This window comes from Candidatus Methylospira mobilis, assembly GCF_009498235.1.
GTDB lineage: Bacteria > Pseudomonadota > Gammaproteobacteria > Methylococcales > Methylococcaceae > Methylospira > Methylospira mobilis.
In genome coordinates this window covers 4,351,849-4,367,129 of the sequence record NZ_CP044205.1, presented here as the reverse complement: position 1 = coordinate 4,367,129, position 15,281 = coordinate 4,351,849, and the positions used below count along the sequence as shown (strand labels likewise).

Below are 15,281 nucleotides of genomic sequence, written 5' to 3'. Positions count from 1 at the left end.
AATAAAATGCAGATTGGAGATGGAATGAGTCTTATCGATCAAATAAACAATAAGCGTAGAGAGATAAAAACAGATGGGTATCCAATCTCTATTGGGGAATGGATAAGTATGTATGAGAACAATGAGCTTGATATCCATCCTGAGTTTCAGCGATTCTATCGTTGGAGTCACTCTCAGAAAACAAGTTTGATTGAATCTATATTACTTGGTATCCCGCTTCCACCGATCTTCGTAAGCCAGAGAAATGACGGCGTGTGGGATGTAGTAGATGGACTGCAACGTTTGTCTACAATATTTCAGTTTGTCGGAATACTAAAAGACGAAAGTGGAAACAAAGTAGAGCCGCTTATACTTGAAAAAACAAAATACCTACCGGATCTCCAGGATGTTCAATGGGAGAACAAAAGCTCTCCAAGTCATTCTTTAACGAAGGATATGCAACTGCTAGTTAAACGATCAAAAATATCCGCAAGCATAGTTTTAAGAGAAAGCGATGAATCTGCCAAATACGATCTCTTCCAAAGATTAAATACTGGAGGGTCTCAACTCAGTCCGCAAGAAGTAAGAAACTGTCTTTTGGTGATGTTAAATAAGCCACTATTTGAGTGGCTAAAGGATTTATCTCATAACGAAGCGTTCACTTCTACAACGACATTAAGTGACCGTCCGATTGAGGAATCCTATGACCTTGAGCTTGCACTTCGTTTTCTATTGTTGGCGTTAATTCCTGAAAGTCACATCAAGTCGGTTGGCGACGTTGGAGCTTTCTTGACTGACAAAATGACAGAGGTCGCACAGAATAAACAGTACGATAAAAATTCAATAAAAAATTTGTTTGAGCAAACATTTAAGGTGCTGGATGAGGTACTTTGTGATGATGCTTTCAAGCGATTTAACAACAATAAAAACAGACATGAAGGTGGCTTCTTAGTATCTTTATATGAAGTCATTGCTTTGGGTGTTGCTTTTAATATTGACAATAACACTCTTTGCGATAAATCAGATATTCTCAGCAGAGCGCGCTCGGTTTGGGGTGATACAAACTTTACGAACTGGTCAGGTGCCGGAGTTACAGCTACGAGACGTCTTCCGAAACTAATTCCATATGGCCGCAAACTATTCAATATCAACACAGAAACAAAAGATCAAGCCAATAACAAAAAATCGGCTACGAGCAAAACTAAAAAGAACCAGATATCTTGATATATCGGGTTTCTGGAGAAAAATCAATTTAACTAGTACGCGCATGAATAATAAATTTTAAAAGGTTAAAATGATTCGTACCTCTATTGATCTATCGGATAAAATATCAGAGGACCTTATATGGAGACGTAAGGAGCTAACGGACTTAAGGGCGTTAGTACAAACTTATCAGGGAGAGCTTCGCTCTCGGGTGATAATTCGCTGCGCAATCGCACTACTATATGCCCATTGGGAAGGATTCGTGAAAAAATCCTCTTCTTATTATCTTGAGTATGTGGCATCGCATCGTTTGCCTCACAGTAAGCTTGCAGCGAACTTTGTTGGGCTCATTTTAAAATCTAAATTTAATGCACTAGGCGCTAGTGAAAGAATATCAGGGGGTAACGAGCTTGCGGATTTCTTTTGTACTAAATTGGACAGCCAGTCCAATGTACCGTACAAAGGTGTAGTTGAAACTAAATCAAATTTAACGTCGACTGTACTTGTAGATATTTTAAACGCGCTTGGTCTTGATGTATCGAAATTCGAAAGACGATTAAAATTTATCGACTCCAACCTTGTAAACCCACGTAACCATGTTGCACACGGAGAAGATATTGAAATGACAGTTGAAGAATATCTTCAACTACACGATGATGTTATCAACTTGATAGAAACATATCGAACTGAAATAGAAAACGCTTCAGTTCTGCGACGTTTTGCGAGAAGTTCTACATAATGTACAATTGCGATCATATGCTACAAAATAATTTTTATTTTCTGTGGCTAAATAGGTAATACAAGTCATGATCGTTTCTAATTCTCACTTTCACAGACGCATCAAAAGCATCAGCATAGAAGGTTTCCGCAGTCTTGCAAAAATAGAGCAATTGGAATTACCGCAATTAACCGTGTTAATCGGCTCCAACGGTGCAGGCAAATCGAATTTTATCCGTTTTTTCGAGATGCTGAGCTGGATGCTGCGTGGGCAAAAACTTCAGGAGTTTATTCTGCGGCAAGGAGGCGCGGATGATCAGTTATTCATGGGAGCGCGCCAAACGCCACGCATCAACGCTGAATTGCGTATTGAAACCGAAAAGGGATATAACGATTACCGTTTTGGACTTGCACACCTTACCGCTGGCGACAGTTTGATGTTTGTAGACGAGGCCTACCGCTACTCGGATCGGACAAAATCAGGATATGCCAACTGGTCGATACTGGATGGCGGCACCAAAGAATCGGGTATCGTGATGGCTGCGCAAAGTCCTAAAAATAATACAGCCAGAGTTATCGTCAGCCTGCTACGGCAATCGACAACCTACCAGTTCCACGATACCTCGGCTCACGCCTATATCAAGCAAGCGTGGGATGTCACGGACAACGCCTGGCTGCGTTCCGATGGCGCGAATCTGGCCCCGGTGCTGTTACGTTTGCAGGAAACCGATCTGGTGCGCTACAAGCTGATCGTGCGCCAGATTCAGCGCGTGTTGCCTACGTTTAACGATTTTTTACTGCAACCTTCTGTCGGAAAAGTCGAATTACGCTGGCAAGGGAAGTACAGCGACAAGAGCTTTGGCGCACACCTCACTTCGGACGGTTCCCTGCGTCTGTTTTGCCTACTCACCTTATTGAATCTGCCGTCCGATATGTTGCCGGACATCCTGTTTTTCGACGAACCGGAACTGGGCCTGCACCCTCACGCCATATCGCTGATTGCCGAAATGCTGAAGAAAATCGCGCATACCCGGCAGGTATTTATTGCCACCCAATCGCCCTACATGGTGGACTGTTTCAGTCTGGAAAACATCATCATTGCCGACCTCAAGGATGGCGCTACCAGTTTACGCAATCTGCCCAAAGAACAGTACCAGCAATGGCTGGACGACGATTACCGGGTCTCCGATCTATGGCTCAAGAACGTGGTTGGCAGCGTGGAATGAAGCAAAAACGTTTATGCGTAATCTGCGAAGGCCATACCGAAGCCGAATTCGTCGCAGTGCCTGGAACCTCATTTACGCAGCTTCGGTCTGCATGTTTTTCCTTCGTTACTGAAAACGCGAACCGGCAGCCAGGGAGGCGGCAATGTGACGGTAGAGCGTTTGGCAATCCATATTTCCCACGAATACCCCTGTTCGGATTACATCACCACGCTGGTCGATTATTACGGATTCAAAAAAGCGGGCGATAGGAGTAAACAGCAACTCGAAGCCGATATCACCGCTGAAATACAGAAACATATTGATGATTTTAATGAGCGCCGTATTATCCCTTATGTGCAAATGCATGAGTTCGAAGCGCTGCTGTTCAGCGATATAGAACAGTTCCAGTTCGTTCTGGACGGATGGAATGCAAAAACACGCCAGGCTTTACTGTCCATCAAAGCGGATTTCCCGACGCCGGAACACATCAACAACAGCCGGTTGACCGCGCCCTCGAAACGGATAGAACGGGTTTTCAGCAACGGCGAATACAGCAAACGCGAACATGGCCCCATCATTGCCAGCGAAATCGGTTTGAGCAAAATCCGGGATGAATGCCCTCAATTCAGCGCATGGATTGACACGCTGGAAAAGCTGACCGGATGAACAACCTCATACTTCTACTCCTCTGCTTCATCGCCGGCATACTGCTGCGTCTTACCCGGCGCATGCCTGACAATGACCCCGTCACGCTGAACAGCTTCATCATCCATGTTTCATTGCCGGCGCTGACGCTGCTATACCTACACGACCTGAAGCTTACCGAAGACGTGGCGCTGATGGCCGCCATGGCCTGGGTGGTATTCGGGCTGGCGGTGGGGTTTTTCTGGCTGATCGGGCGCTGGCTGGCGTTGCCGCGCGCGACCCTGGGCGCGCTGATGCTCACCGCCGGGTTGGGCAACACCGCTTTTTTCGGGTTGCCGATGGTTGGAGGCTTTCTACGGCAAGGAAGGACTCGCATCGGCCATGCTGGTCGATCAACTCGGTTCTTTTTTTGCGTTATCCATTCCGGGCATTGCGGTAGCGAGCATTTATTCATCCGGCTCGCCCGGCGTCTCGCTTATTCTGGGCCGTATCGTACGTTTCCCGCCGTTCATCGCATTGGTACTGGCGCTTGCGTTGATACCGGTGGAGTATGCGCCCTGGTTTAGCGCGATGCTGAAACGCCTGGGCGATACCCTGGCTCCGCTGGCGCTGTTGTCGGTGGGATTGCAACTGCGGCTCGGCCATGTTGCAAAACATCGCCGTAATCTCGCCATCGGACTGGGCTTCAAACTGCTGCTCGCGCCGCTGGCGATCTACCTGCTGTATGTGCCGTTATTGGGCCGCGCACGGATTGCCGATCCGGGTCACGCTGTTCGAAGCGGCGATGCCGCCGATGATCAGCGCGGCCATCCTTGCCGCCGAACACGGGCTGGATGCGCCGTTGGCACGCAGCATGCTGGCCATCGGTCTGGCGCTGTCGTTTTTTACGCTGGCCGCGTGGAGTGGGGGGTGTTGTACCTGCAGGTATAACTTGACTGTAAACGGGGCGATTAGCCGCGCACGTATCTCTTCACTCCGGCATTGAATATTCCAACCGCTATAACAGCATAGGCAATAGTAGCTCCGATCAGCATCAAAAATTGGAGCCCATCGAAACGATGCAGCAGGGAAACCGGCAACAGGCCGATGAAACCCGCCGGGAGGACGGAGAACATCACCAGCTTGGTGCTCATGGATTGGGCGTGCTGTGGAATGGATGAAAATATGATCAGCATTTCGAATAACTGGTCGGAAAAGCGTCCGCTGTGCTGCAGCCAAAAAGCCAGGGAATAAAACGCCACCAGGGCGGAAAGAAAAATCACGGCGGACAAAAGAGTCAAGCCGAGAATGGCTGGCAACTGCGACAACGGCGCGTCGGCAAAAGCAAACCAGAAAACCGGGCCGCTGATCATGTCGCCAACAGAAGCGGCATTGGAGCGGCTTAACAGCAGAGCAGGCAGCGGATGGCGAGGCTGAGTCAAAAAGCCGTCCATGCTCCCGTCCTGAACCTTGAGCGCAATCGCGCACACGCCGTCGGCGGCGAACATAATCAGGCCTATGGCTGCGGCGACGATGCCGCACATCAAGGCGACATCGCCCAGTCGCCAGCCCTTGACCTGACTGATTGAATCGAAGAAGACGACCCAAACCATGAAAAACATCAGGTTCTGGGCGAACATAAAACCGCTCAGCAGCAGCGTACGCCGGATGTCGGCATGATGGGCGCGAAAATTTGCACGTAGCAGGGCGGCAATATAGTCAAACCGGCTGAAAAAAAACTTCATCATTACCCGCCCGCCTGAATGCGGCGCAGCATGGCGCGGTTCGTTGCAGCCACCAGCGCGACGCAGACAATTACCCAGAATATTTGATGAAAAAAACCGGCCATATGCGTTGCCCCATCGTTACTGACTATCCATGCGCCGAGTACGGCGAGCATGGACGGAAACGGCGTCAGCCAGACGAGTCGACTCATCAGTCCGGGATAAAGCGCGAGCGGCCACAGCAAGGCGCCCAACAAAAACAGGCACTTCTGCCATATCCAGAAGGCGGGCTCGGCCTGCGTCAGCCACAGGCAGGATGCGCCGAGCATAAAGGTGCAGGCAACCATGATAAAACCGGCCATCGGCAGGCTGGCGACAATGCCGGCAACAGAGTCGAAGCCTGGCCCGGTTTGTCCGGCTGTGCAATAGCTCAAGACGTAGCACGGCAGCGCCAGGACGATAAAACGTCCGGTATATTGCCCGCTCCATTCGCCCAGTTTCACAACCCAGACAGGGCAAGGACGCAGCAGCGCGAGATGGATTTGATCGCTTTGAATTTCCTGTTGCAGTTCTCTGAAATAGGCGAAGGAGCCGCAGAACAGCACAAACTCGGTGGTGCCCAGGTACCAGACCAGCTGCGAAAAACTAAGCCGGTACTCGGCCAGGTTATCGGCGGGTATCCAGCGAAACACGCCTGCATAGGCGATAACCAACGTAGCGTACATCAGGAATCCGCCCAGCAAACCCAGACGTTCGTCCAGTACCTGCTTGAAGCCCAGGCGCGCCGAGGCAGTGAACACGCTCAACCGGTGACGCAATTTCATGCGCTGCTCCGCTGCCGAGCATAAATGGCTTTGATCACTTCCTCAAGCGGCATGTTCTCGATGGAAATATCCTGCAATTTGAAGGACGACAAACATTCGGACACGACCTGTTCGAGCGCGACCATGCTCACATCGACATTGAGGACGAGGCGATGCGGAGCTTGCTCGATCACGCCGACTCCGGCGCGCTGGAAAACCGGGCGCTCCTCTTCCGTCGCAAGGATCAGCGTTTTAAAGCGCGTATAGTCGCGCCTCAGTTCGGCAAGACCGGAATCCAGCAGCTTGCTGCCGTGATCGATCAGAATGACGCGTTCACAGATGCGTTCGATGTCGTCGGTATCGTGGCTGGTCAGAAGTATCGTCGTTTCGAATTCCCGCGCCAACGCATTCAGGTGATCGCGCAACAAGGCCTTGGCCGTGACATCCAGCCCGATGGTCGGCTCGTCCAGAAACAACACCGAGGGTTGATGCAACAGCGCGGCCGCCAGGTCGCAGCGCATGCGCTGTCCCAGCGACAAAGTGCGCGCCGGTTGCGTCAGCAACCCGGCCAGTCCGAACACGCCGACCAGTTTGTCGCGCTGGCTTTTATAAGCGCCCGGCGTCAAATCATAGATTTTTGCCAGCAAATCGAAACTGTCCCGCACCGGCAGCGCCTGCCACAAATGCGACCTTTGCCCGAACACCAGTCCGATGCGGCTTGCCAGCGCGCGGGTTTGCTCCCACGGCACATAACCGCAAACCTGTGCGGCGCCGGCGCTCGGCTGCAACAGACCGCACAGCATTTTAAGCGTGGTGGATTTACCTGCTCCATTGGGGCCGATGAAAGCGACCTTGGCGCCGTTTTCAATGGAGAAAGACAGATCGCTGACGGCGGTGAAATGGTCGTATCCCTTTTTTTTGAACCAACGTGTCCATCCCTGGCCGTTTTTCCCGGCGCGAACCTTAAAATGCCGCGTTAAATGCTCGACTGAAATGGCTGGGGCGATCATGAAGGTTAACAAAAAATATTGGTCTGAACGTGGAAATTCCGATAGTTCTTGGACTTAATTACTTTTGGCGGCGCTGTCGAGCTATGGCTTCCCGGCCCGGGCGGCAGTACAATCGCACAGAAATGGAAACGCGCCCGCATGGGCGGTTCCGCTTCAATAGCCGCCGCAGTCACAAAGGATACAGGCAAATCCGACACTGAACAAACTTGCCGGGACAGCTGAATATCCAGGCAGAAACCGGGCGGGGATATCGATTCCCCGCATTACTTTTTTACATCGATTCTTTAAGGATAAACCCATGCCCAAATTCATCATAGAACGCGAAATACCGAATGCCGGTGAACTGTCGACACAGGAATTGCAAGCCATATCGCAGAAATCCTGCTCCGTACTCAAAAATCTTGGGCCGGCGATTCAATGGGTGGAAAGCTACGTGACCGATGATAAGGTCTATTGCGTGTATATCGCGCCCAGCGAGTCGCTGATACGTGAGCATGCGGAACAAGGCGGATTCCCGGCCAACAGCATACGCGCAGTTCGCACGCGCATTGATCCGACCTCGGCCGAATAATCGAGCGAAACGCTCTACATACAGGAGCGGTCATGTATAGGAAGTTGATATCATTCGCGCTTTTTCTCATGCTGTTTTGCAGCGCAAGCCTGGCGGAAACAGCCCCGTGGTATAAATGGCGCAGCAAACTGGACGGCAATGTGGTCTGTTCGCAAACCTCGCCCGGTGACGGCTGGGAAAAAATCAGCGGGCCGTATAAAACGGTCCGTTGCGATATACCTGGCCGGCCGGGACTGCGCAGCGGCCTTTGACCGTTTTTTTCGAAAATGCACTCTTTCTTTCAGGCACTATGTCCGTAGGCGCCCATTTTTCCTTGCGGCCGGGAACCATCTTAATCGTTAACCTGGAGTTTATGAAATGAAAAAATCAACGGTTTCCATACTCGCTTTTTTTTGCTCTTTCGGTATCGAAGCGCAGGCGTTCCCGATGCTCGACAATGTGCGCGGCGCGCGTTACTGCGAAATACTGGTAGTCCAAGGCCCGCTTACCAGGCTGACGGCTACCGTCTATAACACGCTGGGCGTGAACGATTGCCCCGAAGCGCAATGGAAGTCGTTTGACCCTGCAAAGCTGGAAAAGGACCTGGCTGCAAAATCCATCATTATGAACGGCCCCCGCTATTTCCTGATGGACAAAATAGGACAGAGCAATGCTGCGCCCCCGACCGTCACTATCGGCGGATTGGGTTTCAAGGAGCGGGCGAAGGTTGAAATATCGATCGGCAACCTGCTAAGGGGCAAGACAAAACCCTATGAGGAAAACGCCATAAAGCGGTCTACGCAATACATCTTCAAGCAGGGCAGCGTAATCTATCAACTGTTCAGCCCGTCGCATACTTATGTCATGCAGAGCTATTCTCAGACTCTGGACCCGGCGCTAACCGAATCCGAACTTGGCCGGCTGGATTCTCGTTTGAAACTTCCTGCCGGATGGCAGTTCAAAACCGTCACGCTGGACCACGATCTGATTTTGAAAACCGTCGATACGAATGAGGCGCATGTCATTCAAGATGATTTGCAGAATACTTATCAACGGGTTGATTAATAGGCATGGTGGAGCGGATAAACATCTTTGCGAAAGCTAAGGCGTGTCAGCCTAAAGCCTGTACAAACTCAGCACATTTAAATATTCAATGTGTTATAACTTTTTCCATTTATTTTTTATCTGCCCAGCTGCCGGATGCGCTTTTTTTCGTTAATTTCAACTTTGATCGATCTTTTGAACCTTGCGGCTGTTCCGGCACTCGAAGCGTCATCACCCTTCAAAATAACTGTGATGGAACTTTGTTTTCATAGATAATGGCAATATAGAAAATTGCATGTAATTTGATATTTAGGATTGGAATTAGAAACCAATGTGGCTAGCCAATATCAACCTTATTCCACCGTAACCGATTTCGCCAGATTTCTCGGCTGATCGACATCGGTGCCCTTAATCAACGCGATATGGTAGGCAAGCAACTGCAAGGGTATGATGTAGATGATCGGCGCGACGATCTCTTCCGTTTCCGCCACCCGCAGGATATTCACATTGGCGACATTGTCCATGGTGGCGTCGACATCGGCAAATACGTAAAGTCGACCGCCGCGGGCCTGCACTTCCTGCAGGTTGGATTTAAGTTTTTCCAGCAGTTCATTGTTGGGGGCCACCGCAATGACCGGCATTTCGCTGTCTATCAGCGCCAGCGGTCCGTGCTTCAATTCGCCGGCCGGGTACGCTTCCGCATGAATATAGGAGATTTCCTTCAGTTTGAGCGCGCCTTCCATGGCAACCGGGTATTGCGCGCCGCGTCCCAGATAGAGCGCGTGATGCTTGTCGCCGAATTGTTCGGCCCATTCCTCTATCCTGTTTTCCAGCTTCAGCACCATCCGTATCTGTTCGGGCAGATCCTCGAGCTCCCGCACTATGCGCGTTTCCTCTTCCGGCGGCAATCCGTTGCGGCGCGCCAGCGCCACCACCAGCATCAACAGCGCGACAAGCTGGGTGGTGAACGCCTTGGTCGACGCCACGCCGATTTCAATTCCGGCGCGCGTCATGAAGGCCGAATCGGACTCCCTGACTATGGAGCTCTCCGGCACATTGCATATGGCCAGCATATGCGCGTAGCCTAGATGTCCCGCTTCTTTCAGCGCGGCCAAGGTATCGGCGGTTTCGCCCGATTGCGACAGGGTCACAAACAGCGTGCCGGGTTGCACAATCTGTTTACGGTAGCGAAATTCGCTTGCGACCTCCACGCTGCAAGGTAAGCCGGCGATTTGTTCCATCCAGTAACGCCCTATCATGCCGGCATGATAGCTGGTTCCGCAGGCGACGATCTGCACTGCGCGTATGCTGTCGAAAATCTGCGCCGCCGCGCTTCCGAACGCACTATCCAGCACTTTGCCGTCCTGAATGCGCCCATCCAGGGTTTTTTCTACCGCTTCGGGCTGTTCGTGGATTTCTTTTTGCATGTAGTGGCGGTATTCGCCGCGCTCTACCACATCCAGCGCCATTTTGCTATCGTGGTGGCTACGCGTTACCGGATGCCCTTCGGCATCGTAAATATCGACGGCTTCCGCTGTAATCTGCGCGAGATCGCCGTCTTCCAAATAGATAAAACGCTGGGTTTCGCTAATCAATGCGAAGATATCGGATGCAATGAAGTTTTCATTATTTCCGAGACCAACCACCAGCGGGCTGCCATGCCGAACGCCTATCATTACGCCGGGATGATCCGTGCAAATTACGCCTATCGCGTAAGCGCCCTGCAAACGCGCCACGGTAGCGCGTACCGATTCCCGCAGGTCATTGCCGCGCGCCAGCTCGCGGTGTATCAGATGGGCGATGACCTCGCTATCGGTTTCGGATCCGAAAACATAGCCTTGCTCCTGCAGCTCGATACGCAGGCTGTCGTGATTTTCTATGATGCCGTTGTGTACAACCGCGACACGCCGGTTGGAAATATGAGGATGTGCGTTTCTTTCAGAAGGCACGCCATGCGTCGCCCAGCGCGTATGGACTATGCCGATTTTGCCGTGGACGGGATTCGCTTCCAGCAGCTTTTCAAGTTCGCGAATTTTGCCGATTTGACGGACACCTTTTATCGTTCCAGTTTCATCTATCACCGCAATCCCGGACGAATCATAACCACGGTACTCTAATCTTTTTAAACCTTCAAGCAGGCTGGACACTACATTTCTATGCGCCGCCGCGCCTACAATTCCACACATATTCAGTTCCTCTTTTTTTCAGGCCGCTTCCATCCGTCAAGGCTGACCTGTTTAACCCGGCTTATCGTCAACGCATTCTGCGGCGCATCTCTGGTTATCGTTGAGCCCGCGCCTATCGTTGCATTTTTCCCGACTGTCACCGGCGCTACCAGTTGCGTGTCCGAACCTATGAATGCGCCGTCTTCTATCACGGTTTGATGTTTATTTGCGCCATCGTAGTTGCAGGTAATGGTTCCTGCGCCTATATTGACGTTTGCGCCGACTACGGCATCGCCGACATAACTGAGATGATTGATCTTGCTGCCTTGAGCAACGGAAGTTTTCTTGATTTCAACGAAGTTGCCGATATGCACCTTTTCATCCAATACCGTTTCCGGTCTTAAACGCGCATAAGGCCCGACCCGGCAGCCTGCGCCGATCTGCGACGACTCGATAATGCTGTGCGCCTGCACCACAACATCATCGCCCAGTTCGCTGTCGGAGATAATCACATTGGCGCCGATTTTAACGTTATTCCCTATGCTGACACGCCCTTCCAGTATGACGTTGACATCGATTTCCACATCCCGGCCAACGGATATTTCGCCACGCACGTCGAAGCGTGACGGATCGCGTAAGGTTACACCGTTACGCATCAGCTTCCCGGCTATTTTAAGCTGAAAACTTCTTTCCAGATGCGCCAACTGTTCGCGATTGTTTATACCCATGACTTCAGCCGCATCAGCGGGTTCCATCGTCGCCACGGTGACGCCGTCCTGCACCGCCAAACCTATGATGTCGGTCAAATAGAATTCGCCCTGGGCATTGTTGTCGGTAATACGACCCAGCCAGCTTTTAAGATTGACGCCGCGTACCGCCATAATACCGGTGTTAACTTCAGTTATGCCTTTCTGAATATCATCGGCGTCTTTTTCTTCGACTATGCAGATCACTTCTCCCCGCAGGTCTCTTACTATACGCCCATAGCCATAGGGTTGCGCCAGTTTCACAGTCAATAGCGCAAGCGGCGATGCCTCGGTCAAAGCCAGCAATTTCGTGACCGTTTTCGCTTCGAGCAAGGGTACATCGCCATAGAGTATCAATACAGCACTATCGTCCATTATCCAATCCACCGCCTGCAATACGGCATGCCCGGTTCCGCGCTGCTCCTTTTGCAGCGTCCAGTCCGCTTCGAATGCTCTCGAAGCCTCCAGTATTCGCTCTCCACCGTGTCCGTAGACGATATTGATCAGTCCTCGACCTTGTCCTTGTTGACAGGCAAGATCGTAAACATGGCGCAGCATCGTTTTTCCGCCTATACGATGCAGCACCTTGGGTATATCAGAGCACATGCGCGTTCCCTGGCCTGCGGCAAGAATGATCGATTGTATTGTCATTATAAAATCCCTAACCAGGCGTTAAAAACAAAAAGGCCCGATCAAACAGATTTTCTCTGTTCAATCAGGCCTTTTCGGTTGTGAGTCTATCAGTTTTTTTTTCGGTACGAGTCCAATGTACGCAACTCGGCCATTGCCTCCGCCAACATGGAAATGGCTTTGGCATATTCGAGCTTGGAGTCTTTATCCTTCAAAGCTTCTTCCGCTTTTCTTTTCGCTTCCTGCGCGGATGCCTCGTCTATATCCTTGGCGCGTATCGCGCGATCCGCCAATATGGATACCAGATCAGGCTGAACCTCGATGATGCCGCCGGCGACAAAGAAAAAGAAACGCTCGCTCTCCGAAATCTTGACCTGGACTTCTCCCGCCTTCAAGCGGGTAAGCAATGGCGCGTGACGTGCGGCAATACCAACCTCGCCTTCCTCGGCGGGCGCTATGACCATCTCCGCAAGACCCGAGAAAACCGACTCCTCGGCGCTTACGATGTCTACATGTATGTGCATGGTCATGCTGATTTACTCCGCATCAAGCTGCAAGTTTCTTGGCTTTTTCCAAAGCCTCGTCGATGCTGCCAACCATATAGAAAGCCTGTTCCGGGATATCGTCGTATTCACCGGCGATGATGCCTTTGAATCCCGCAATAGTGTCTTTCAATGATACGTATTTACCCGGAGACCCGGTAAATACTTCCGCAACGAAGAACGGCTGCGACAGGAAGCGCTGAACCTTTCTGGCGCGCGAAACAACCAGTTTGTCTTCTTCCGAAAGCTCGTCCATGCCCAGAATCGCAATAATATCGCGCAATTCCTTATAGCGCTGCAAGGTACCCTGTACGCTGCGGGTGACGTTGTAATGCTCCTGGCCGATGACCAGCGGGTCGAGCTGACGGCTGGTGGAATCCAGCGGGTCAACCGCAGGATAGATGCCGAGTTCCGCAATCTGTCTGGACAATACCACCGTCGCGTCCAAGTGAGCGAATGTGGTGGCGGGCGACGGGTCGGTCAGGTCGTCCGCGGGTACGTATACTGCCTGAATCGAGGTAATGGAACCGGTCTTGGTAGAGGTAATGCGTTCCTGCAGCACGCCCATTTCTTCCGCCAGCGTAGGCTGGTAGCCTACCGCGGACGGCATTCGTCCCAGCAGCGCCGATACTTCGGTTCCCGCCAGGGTGTAGCGATAGATATTGTCGATGAACAGCAGTACGTCGCGTCCTTCTTCGCGGAAGAATTCGGCCATGGTCAGCCCGGTCAATGCGACGCGCAGACGGTTGCCCGGCGGTTCGTTCATCTGACCGTAAACCAGCGATACTTTATCCAATACGTTGGACTCGCTCATTTCATGATAGAAATCGTTGCCTTCGCGGGTACGCTCGCCGACGCCGGCAAATACCGAGTAACCGCTGTGCTCGATAGCGATGTTGCGAATCAGCTCCATCATGTTGACGGTCTTGCCGACGCCTGCGCCGCCGAACAGGCCGACCTTGCCGCCCTTGGCGAACGGACAGACCAGATCGATAACCTTGATGCCGGTTTCCAGCAGTTCGTTGGCGGCCGCCTGCTCTTCATAACTCGGCGCCTTGCGATGGATGCCCCAGCGTGCCTTTTCACCGATCGGACCTTTTTCGTCGATCGGATCGCCAAGCACGTTCATGATGCGTCCGAGCGTTTCCTTGCCTACCGGTACGGAAATGGCCGCACCGGTATTTTCAACGCTTAAACCGCGCTTTACGCCGTCCGTAGAACCCATTGCGATGGTTCTGACTACTCCGTCGCCTAGCTGCTGCTGCACTTCCAATACCAGGTTTGCGTCCGTTACGCGCAAGGCATCATAAACCTTGGGGAGCGAATCGCGCGGAAACTCCACGTCGACAACAGCGCCGATAATCTGAACGATTTTGCCAGAACTCATGTTTGGTCCTCTCAGAACTTCTATATTAATTATTTGAAACCATGCCCTCACCAGAGACGGGGGGACTGAACGTTCGGCTATACGGCAGCCGCACCACCAACTATTTCGGAAATTTCCTGCGTGATCGCAGCCTGTCGAGCCTTGTTGTATATCAACTGCAGTTCGTTTATCAGTTTACCCGCGTTATCGGACGCACTTTTCATCGCCACCATCCGCGCCGCCTGCTCACAGGCATTATTTTCCACCAGGCCCTGAAAAATCATGGACTCTATGTAGCGCACCAGCAAATCATCCAGAACTTCCTTGGCGTCCGGCTCGTACAGGTAGTCCCAGGGATGCTTTTTATCAGTCGAAATTTCGTCCGCGGCGACCGGAAGCAGTCTGTCCAGCCTGGGCTTTTGCGTCATGGTATTGACGAACTCATTCGACATGACATAGAGCTCGTCTATGGTCCCGTCGCGATAATGGTCCAGCATCACCTTGATAACGCCGTTGATGTCGCTCAAATGAGGACTATCGCCCAGTTTTGTGACCTGCGCGATCAGATTTGCGCCTACGCCGGCAAAAAACGATGCGCCCTTGGAACCGATTGCCGCAACCTGATATTCGACCTTTTCGTTGCCCCAAGCCTTGAATTTGCGCAAGGCCACACGAAACAAATTCGAATTCAGTCCGCCGCACAACCCGCGATCCGAAGAGACCACGATTACGCCTACCCGTTTGACCGGCCTAACTTCCATGAACGGATGCTTGTATTCAGGCTTCGCACGGCTCAGGTGCCGGATAATCTGGGCGATCTTTTTGGAATACGGGCGAGTTGCCAGCATCCTCGCCTGCGTTTTCCGCATTTTGGATGTCGCCACTTTTTCCATGGCACGCGTGATTTTCTGAGTATTTTTGATACTCGCAATTTTCACGCGGATTTCTTTACCTACGGCCATGATTAAACCCT

General features: G+C 51.7%; 17 protein-coding genes. 9 read left to right on the top strand and 8 right to left on the bottom strand.

What is annotated here, in order from left to right:
• Positions 1–24 precede the first annotated feature (24 nt).
• From F6R98_RS19935 to F6R98_RS22290, 6 genes are all read left to right on the top strand, one after another.
• Complete coding sequence (locus tag F6R98_RS19935) at positions 25–1,203, top strand: DUF262 domain-containing protein (protein ID WP_153250570.1); 1,179 nt, start codon at positions 25–27, stop codon at positions 1,201–1,203.
• A gap of 70 nt (positions 1,204–1,273) precedes the next feature.
• On the top strand, positions 1,274–1,921 hold the full coding sequence (locus F6R98_RS19930; RefSeq protein WP_194270038.1) for an MAE_28990/MAE_18760 family HEPN-like nuclease: 648 nt from the start codon (positions 1,274–1,276) through the stop codon (positions 1,919–1,921).
• A 67-nt stretch (positions 1,922–1,988) separates the two neighbouring features.
• Positions 1,989–3,125, top strand: a complete 1,137-nt coding sequence (locus F6R98_RS19925; protein ID WP_153250568.1) for an AAA family ATPase — start codon at positions 1,989–1,991, stop codon at positions 3,123–3,125.
• A 33-nt stretch (positions 3,126–3,158) separates the two neighbouring features.
• Positions 3,159–3,770: a DUF4276 family protein gene (locus F6R98_RS19920; protein WP_153250567.1), complete on the top strand. Its 612-nt coding sequence runs from the start codon at positions 3,159–3,161 to the stop codon at positions 3,768–3,770.
• Positions 3,767–4,315, top strand: a complete 549-nt coding sequence (locus F6R98_RS22295; protein WP_228124985.1) for an AEC family transporter — start codon at positions 3,767–3,769, stop codon at positions 4,313–4,315. The genes F6R98_RS19920 and F6R98_RS22295 overlap by 4 nt, the downstream gene beginning before the upstream one ends.
• Positions 4,266–4,679, top strand: a complete 414-nt coding sequence (locus F6R98_RS22290; protein ID WP_228125271.1) for an AEC family transporter — start codon at positions 4,266–4,268, stop codon at positions 4,677–4,679. Before F6R98_RS22295 ends, F6R98_RS22290 begins: the two co-directional genes overlap by 50 nt.
• 20 nt (positions 4,680–4,699) lie before the next feature.
• Here F6R98_RS22290 and F6R98_RS19910 read toward each other — a convergent pair whose 3' ends face one another.
• Genes F6R98_RS19910 through F6R98_RS19900 form a run of 3 tightly spaced genes read right to left on the bottom strand, consistent with a single transcriptional unit; the run spans position 4,700 to position 7,265 of the window.
• Complete coding sequence (locus F6R98_RS19910; RefSeq protein WP_153250566.1) at positions 4,700–5,476, bottom strand: ABC-2 family transporter protein; 777 nt, start codon at positions 5,474–5,476, stop codon at positions 4,700–4,702.
• Complete coding sequence (locus F6R98_RS19905; protein ID WP_153250565.1) at positions 5,476–6,276, bottom strand: hypothetical protein; 801 nt, start codon at positions 6,274–6,276, stop codon at positions 5,476–5,478. The genes F6R98_RS19910 and F6R98_RS19905 overlap by 1 nt, the downstream gene beginning before the upstream one ends.
• Positions 6,273–7,265: an ABC transporter ATP-binding protein gene (locus tag F6R98_RS19900; RefSeq protein WP_153250564.1), complete on the bottom strand. Its 993-nt coding sequence runs from the start codon at positions 7,263–7,265 to the stop codon at positions 6,273–6,275. The genes F6R98_RS19905 and F6R98_RS19900 overlap by 4 nt, the downstream gene beginning before the upstream one ends.
• Before the next feature lie 298 nt (positions 7,266–7,563).
• On the opposite strand from F6R98_RS19900, the gene F6R98_RS19895 reads away from it, so the two are divergent.
• The 3 genes from F6R98_RS19895 (at position 7,564) to F6R98_RS19885 (ending at position 8,880) form a co-directional block, all read left to right on the top strand.
• On the top strand, positions 7,564–7,836 hold the full coding sequence (locus tag F6R98_RS19895) for a DUF4242 domain-containing protein (RefSeq protein ID WP_153250563.1): 273 nt from the start codon (positions 7,564–7,566) through the stop codon (positions 7,834–7,836).
• Between the two features lie 32 nt (positions 7,837–7,868).
• Positions 7,869–8,087, top strand: a complete 219-nt coding sequence (locus F6R98_RS19890) for a hypothetical protein (RefSeq protein WP_153250562.1) — start codon at positions 7,869–7,871, stop codon at positions 8,085–8,087.
• Between the two features lie 106 nt (positions 8,088–8,193).
• Complete coding sequence (locus F6R98_RS19885) at positions 8,194–8,880, top strand: hypothetical protein (protein WP_153250561.1); 687 nt, start codon at positions 8,194–8,196, stop codon at positions 8,878–8,880.
• Between the two features lie 332 nt (positions 8,881–9,212).
• Here the strand turns inward: F6R98_RS19885 and glmS are convergent, their stop codons facing one another.
• The 5 genes from glmS to atpG form a co-directional block, all read right to left on the bottom strand.
• Entirely contained in the window at positions 9,213–11,045 is a 1,833-nt protein-coding gene (glmS, locus tag F6R98_RS19880) for a glutamine--fructose-6-phosphate transaminase (isomerizing) (protein WP_153250560.1), read from the bottom strand.
• Positions 11,046–11,047: 2 nt separating this feature from the next.
• Complete coding sequence (glmU, locus tag F6R98_RS19875) at positions 11,048–12,421, bottom strand: bifunctional UDP-N-acetylglucosamine diphosphorylase/glucosamine-1-phosphate N-acetyltransferase GlmU (RefSeq protein WP_153250559.1); 1,374 nt, start codon at positions 12,419–12,421, stop codon at positions 11,048–11,050.
• A gap of 89 nt (positions 12,422–12,510) precedes the next feature.
• Positions 12,511–12,930, bottom strand: a complete 420-nt coding sequence (locus tag F6R98_RS19870) for a F0F1 ATP synthase subunit epsilon (protein WP_153250558.1) — start codon at positions 12,928–12,930, stop codon at positions 12,511–12,513.
• A gap of 16 nt (positions 12,931–12,946) precedes the next feature.
• Positions 12,947–14,329: a F0F1 ATP synthase subunit beta gene (gene atpD, locus F6R98_RS19865; protein ID WP_153250557.1), complete on the bottom strand. Its 1,383-nt coding sequence runs from the start codon at positions 14,327–14,329 to the stop codon at positions 12,947–12,949.
• A 77-nt stretch (positions 14,330–14,406) separates the two neighbouring features.
• Positions 14,407–15,270: a F0F1 ATP synthase subunit gamma gene (gene atpG / locus F6R98_RS19860; protein WP_153250556.1), complete on the bottom strand. Its 864-nt coding sequence runs from the start codon at positions 15,268–15,270 to the stop codon at positions 14,407–14,409.
• Positions 15,271–15,281: the final 11 nt, after the last annotated feature.

Coding starts and splice junctions, on each gene's coding strand:
- F6R98_RS19910 (WP_153250566.1), bottom strand. CDS start 5,476: ATGATGAAGTTTTTTTTCAGCCGGTTTGACTATATTGCCGCCCTGCTA.
- F6R98_RS19895 (WP_153250563.1), top strand. CDS start 7,564: ATGCCCAAATTCATCATAGAACGCGAAATACCGAATGCCGGTGAACTG.
- F6R98_RS19890 (WP_153250562.1), top strand. CDS start 7,869: ATGTATAGGAAGTTGATATCATTCGCGCTTTTTCTCATGCTGTTTTGC.
- glmS (WP_153250560.1), bottom strand. CDS start 11,045: ATGTGTGGAATTGTAGGCGCGGCGGCGCATAGAAATGTAGTGTCCAGC.
- F6R98_RS19925 (WP_153250568.1), top strand. CDS start 1,989: ATGATCGTTTCTAATTCTCACTTTCACAGACGCATCAAAAGCATCAGC.
- F6R98_RS19935 (WP_153250570.1), top strand. CDS start 25: ATGAGTCTTATCGATCAAATAAACAATAAGCGTAGAGAGATAAAAACA.
- atpG (WP_153250556.1), bottom strand. CDS start 15,270: ATGGCCGTAGGTAAAGAAATCCGCGTGAAAATTGCGAGTATCAAAAAT.
- F6R98_RS19870 (WP_153250558.1), bottom strand. CDS start 12,930: ATGACCATGCACATACATGTAGACATCGTAAGCGCCGAGGAGTCGGTT.
- F6R98_RS19905 (WP_153250565.1), bottom strand. CDS start 6,276: ATGAAATTGCGTCACCGGTTGAGCGTGTTCACTGCCTCGGCGCGCCTG.
- F6R98_RS22295 (WP_228124985.1), top strand. CDS start 3,767: ATGAACAACCTCATACTTCTACTCCTCTGCTTCATCGCCGGCATACTG.
- F6R98_RS19885 (WP_153250561.1), top strand. CDS start 8,194: ATGAAAAAATCAACGGTTTCCATACTCGCTTTTTTTTGCTCTTTCGGT.
- glmU (WP_153250559.1), bottom strand. CDS start 12,421: ATGACAATACAATCGATCATTCTTGCCGCAGGCCAGGGAACGCGCATG.
- atpD (WP_153250557.1), bottom strand. CDS start 14,329: ATGAGTTCTGGCAAAATCGTTCAGATTATCGGCGCTGTTGTCGACGTG.
- F6R98_RS19900 (WP_153250564.1), bottom strand. CDS start 7,265: ATGATCGCCCCAGCCATTTCAGTCGAGCATTTAACGCGGCATTTTAAG.
- F6R98_RS19930 (WP_194270038.1), top strand. CDS start 1,274: ATGATTCGTACCTCTATTGATCTATCGGATAAAATATCAGAGGACCTT.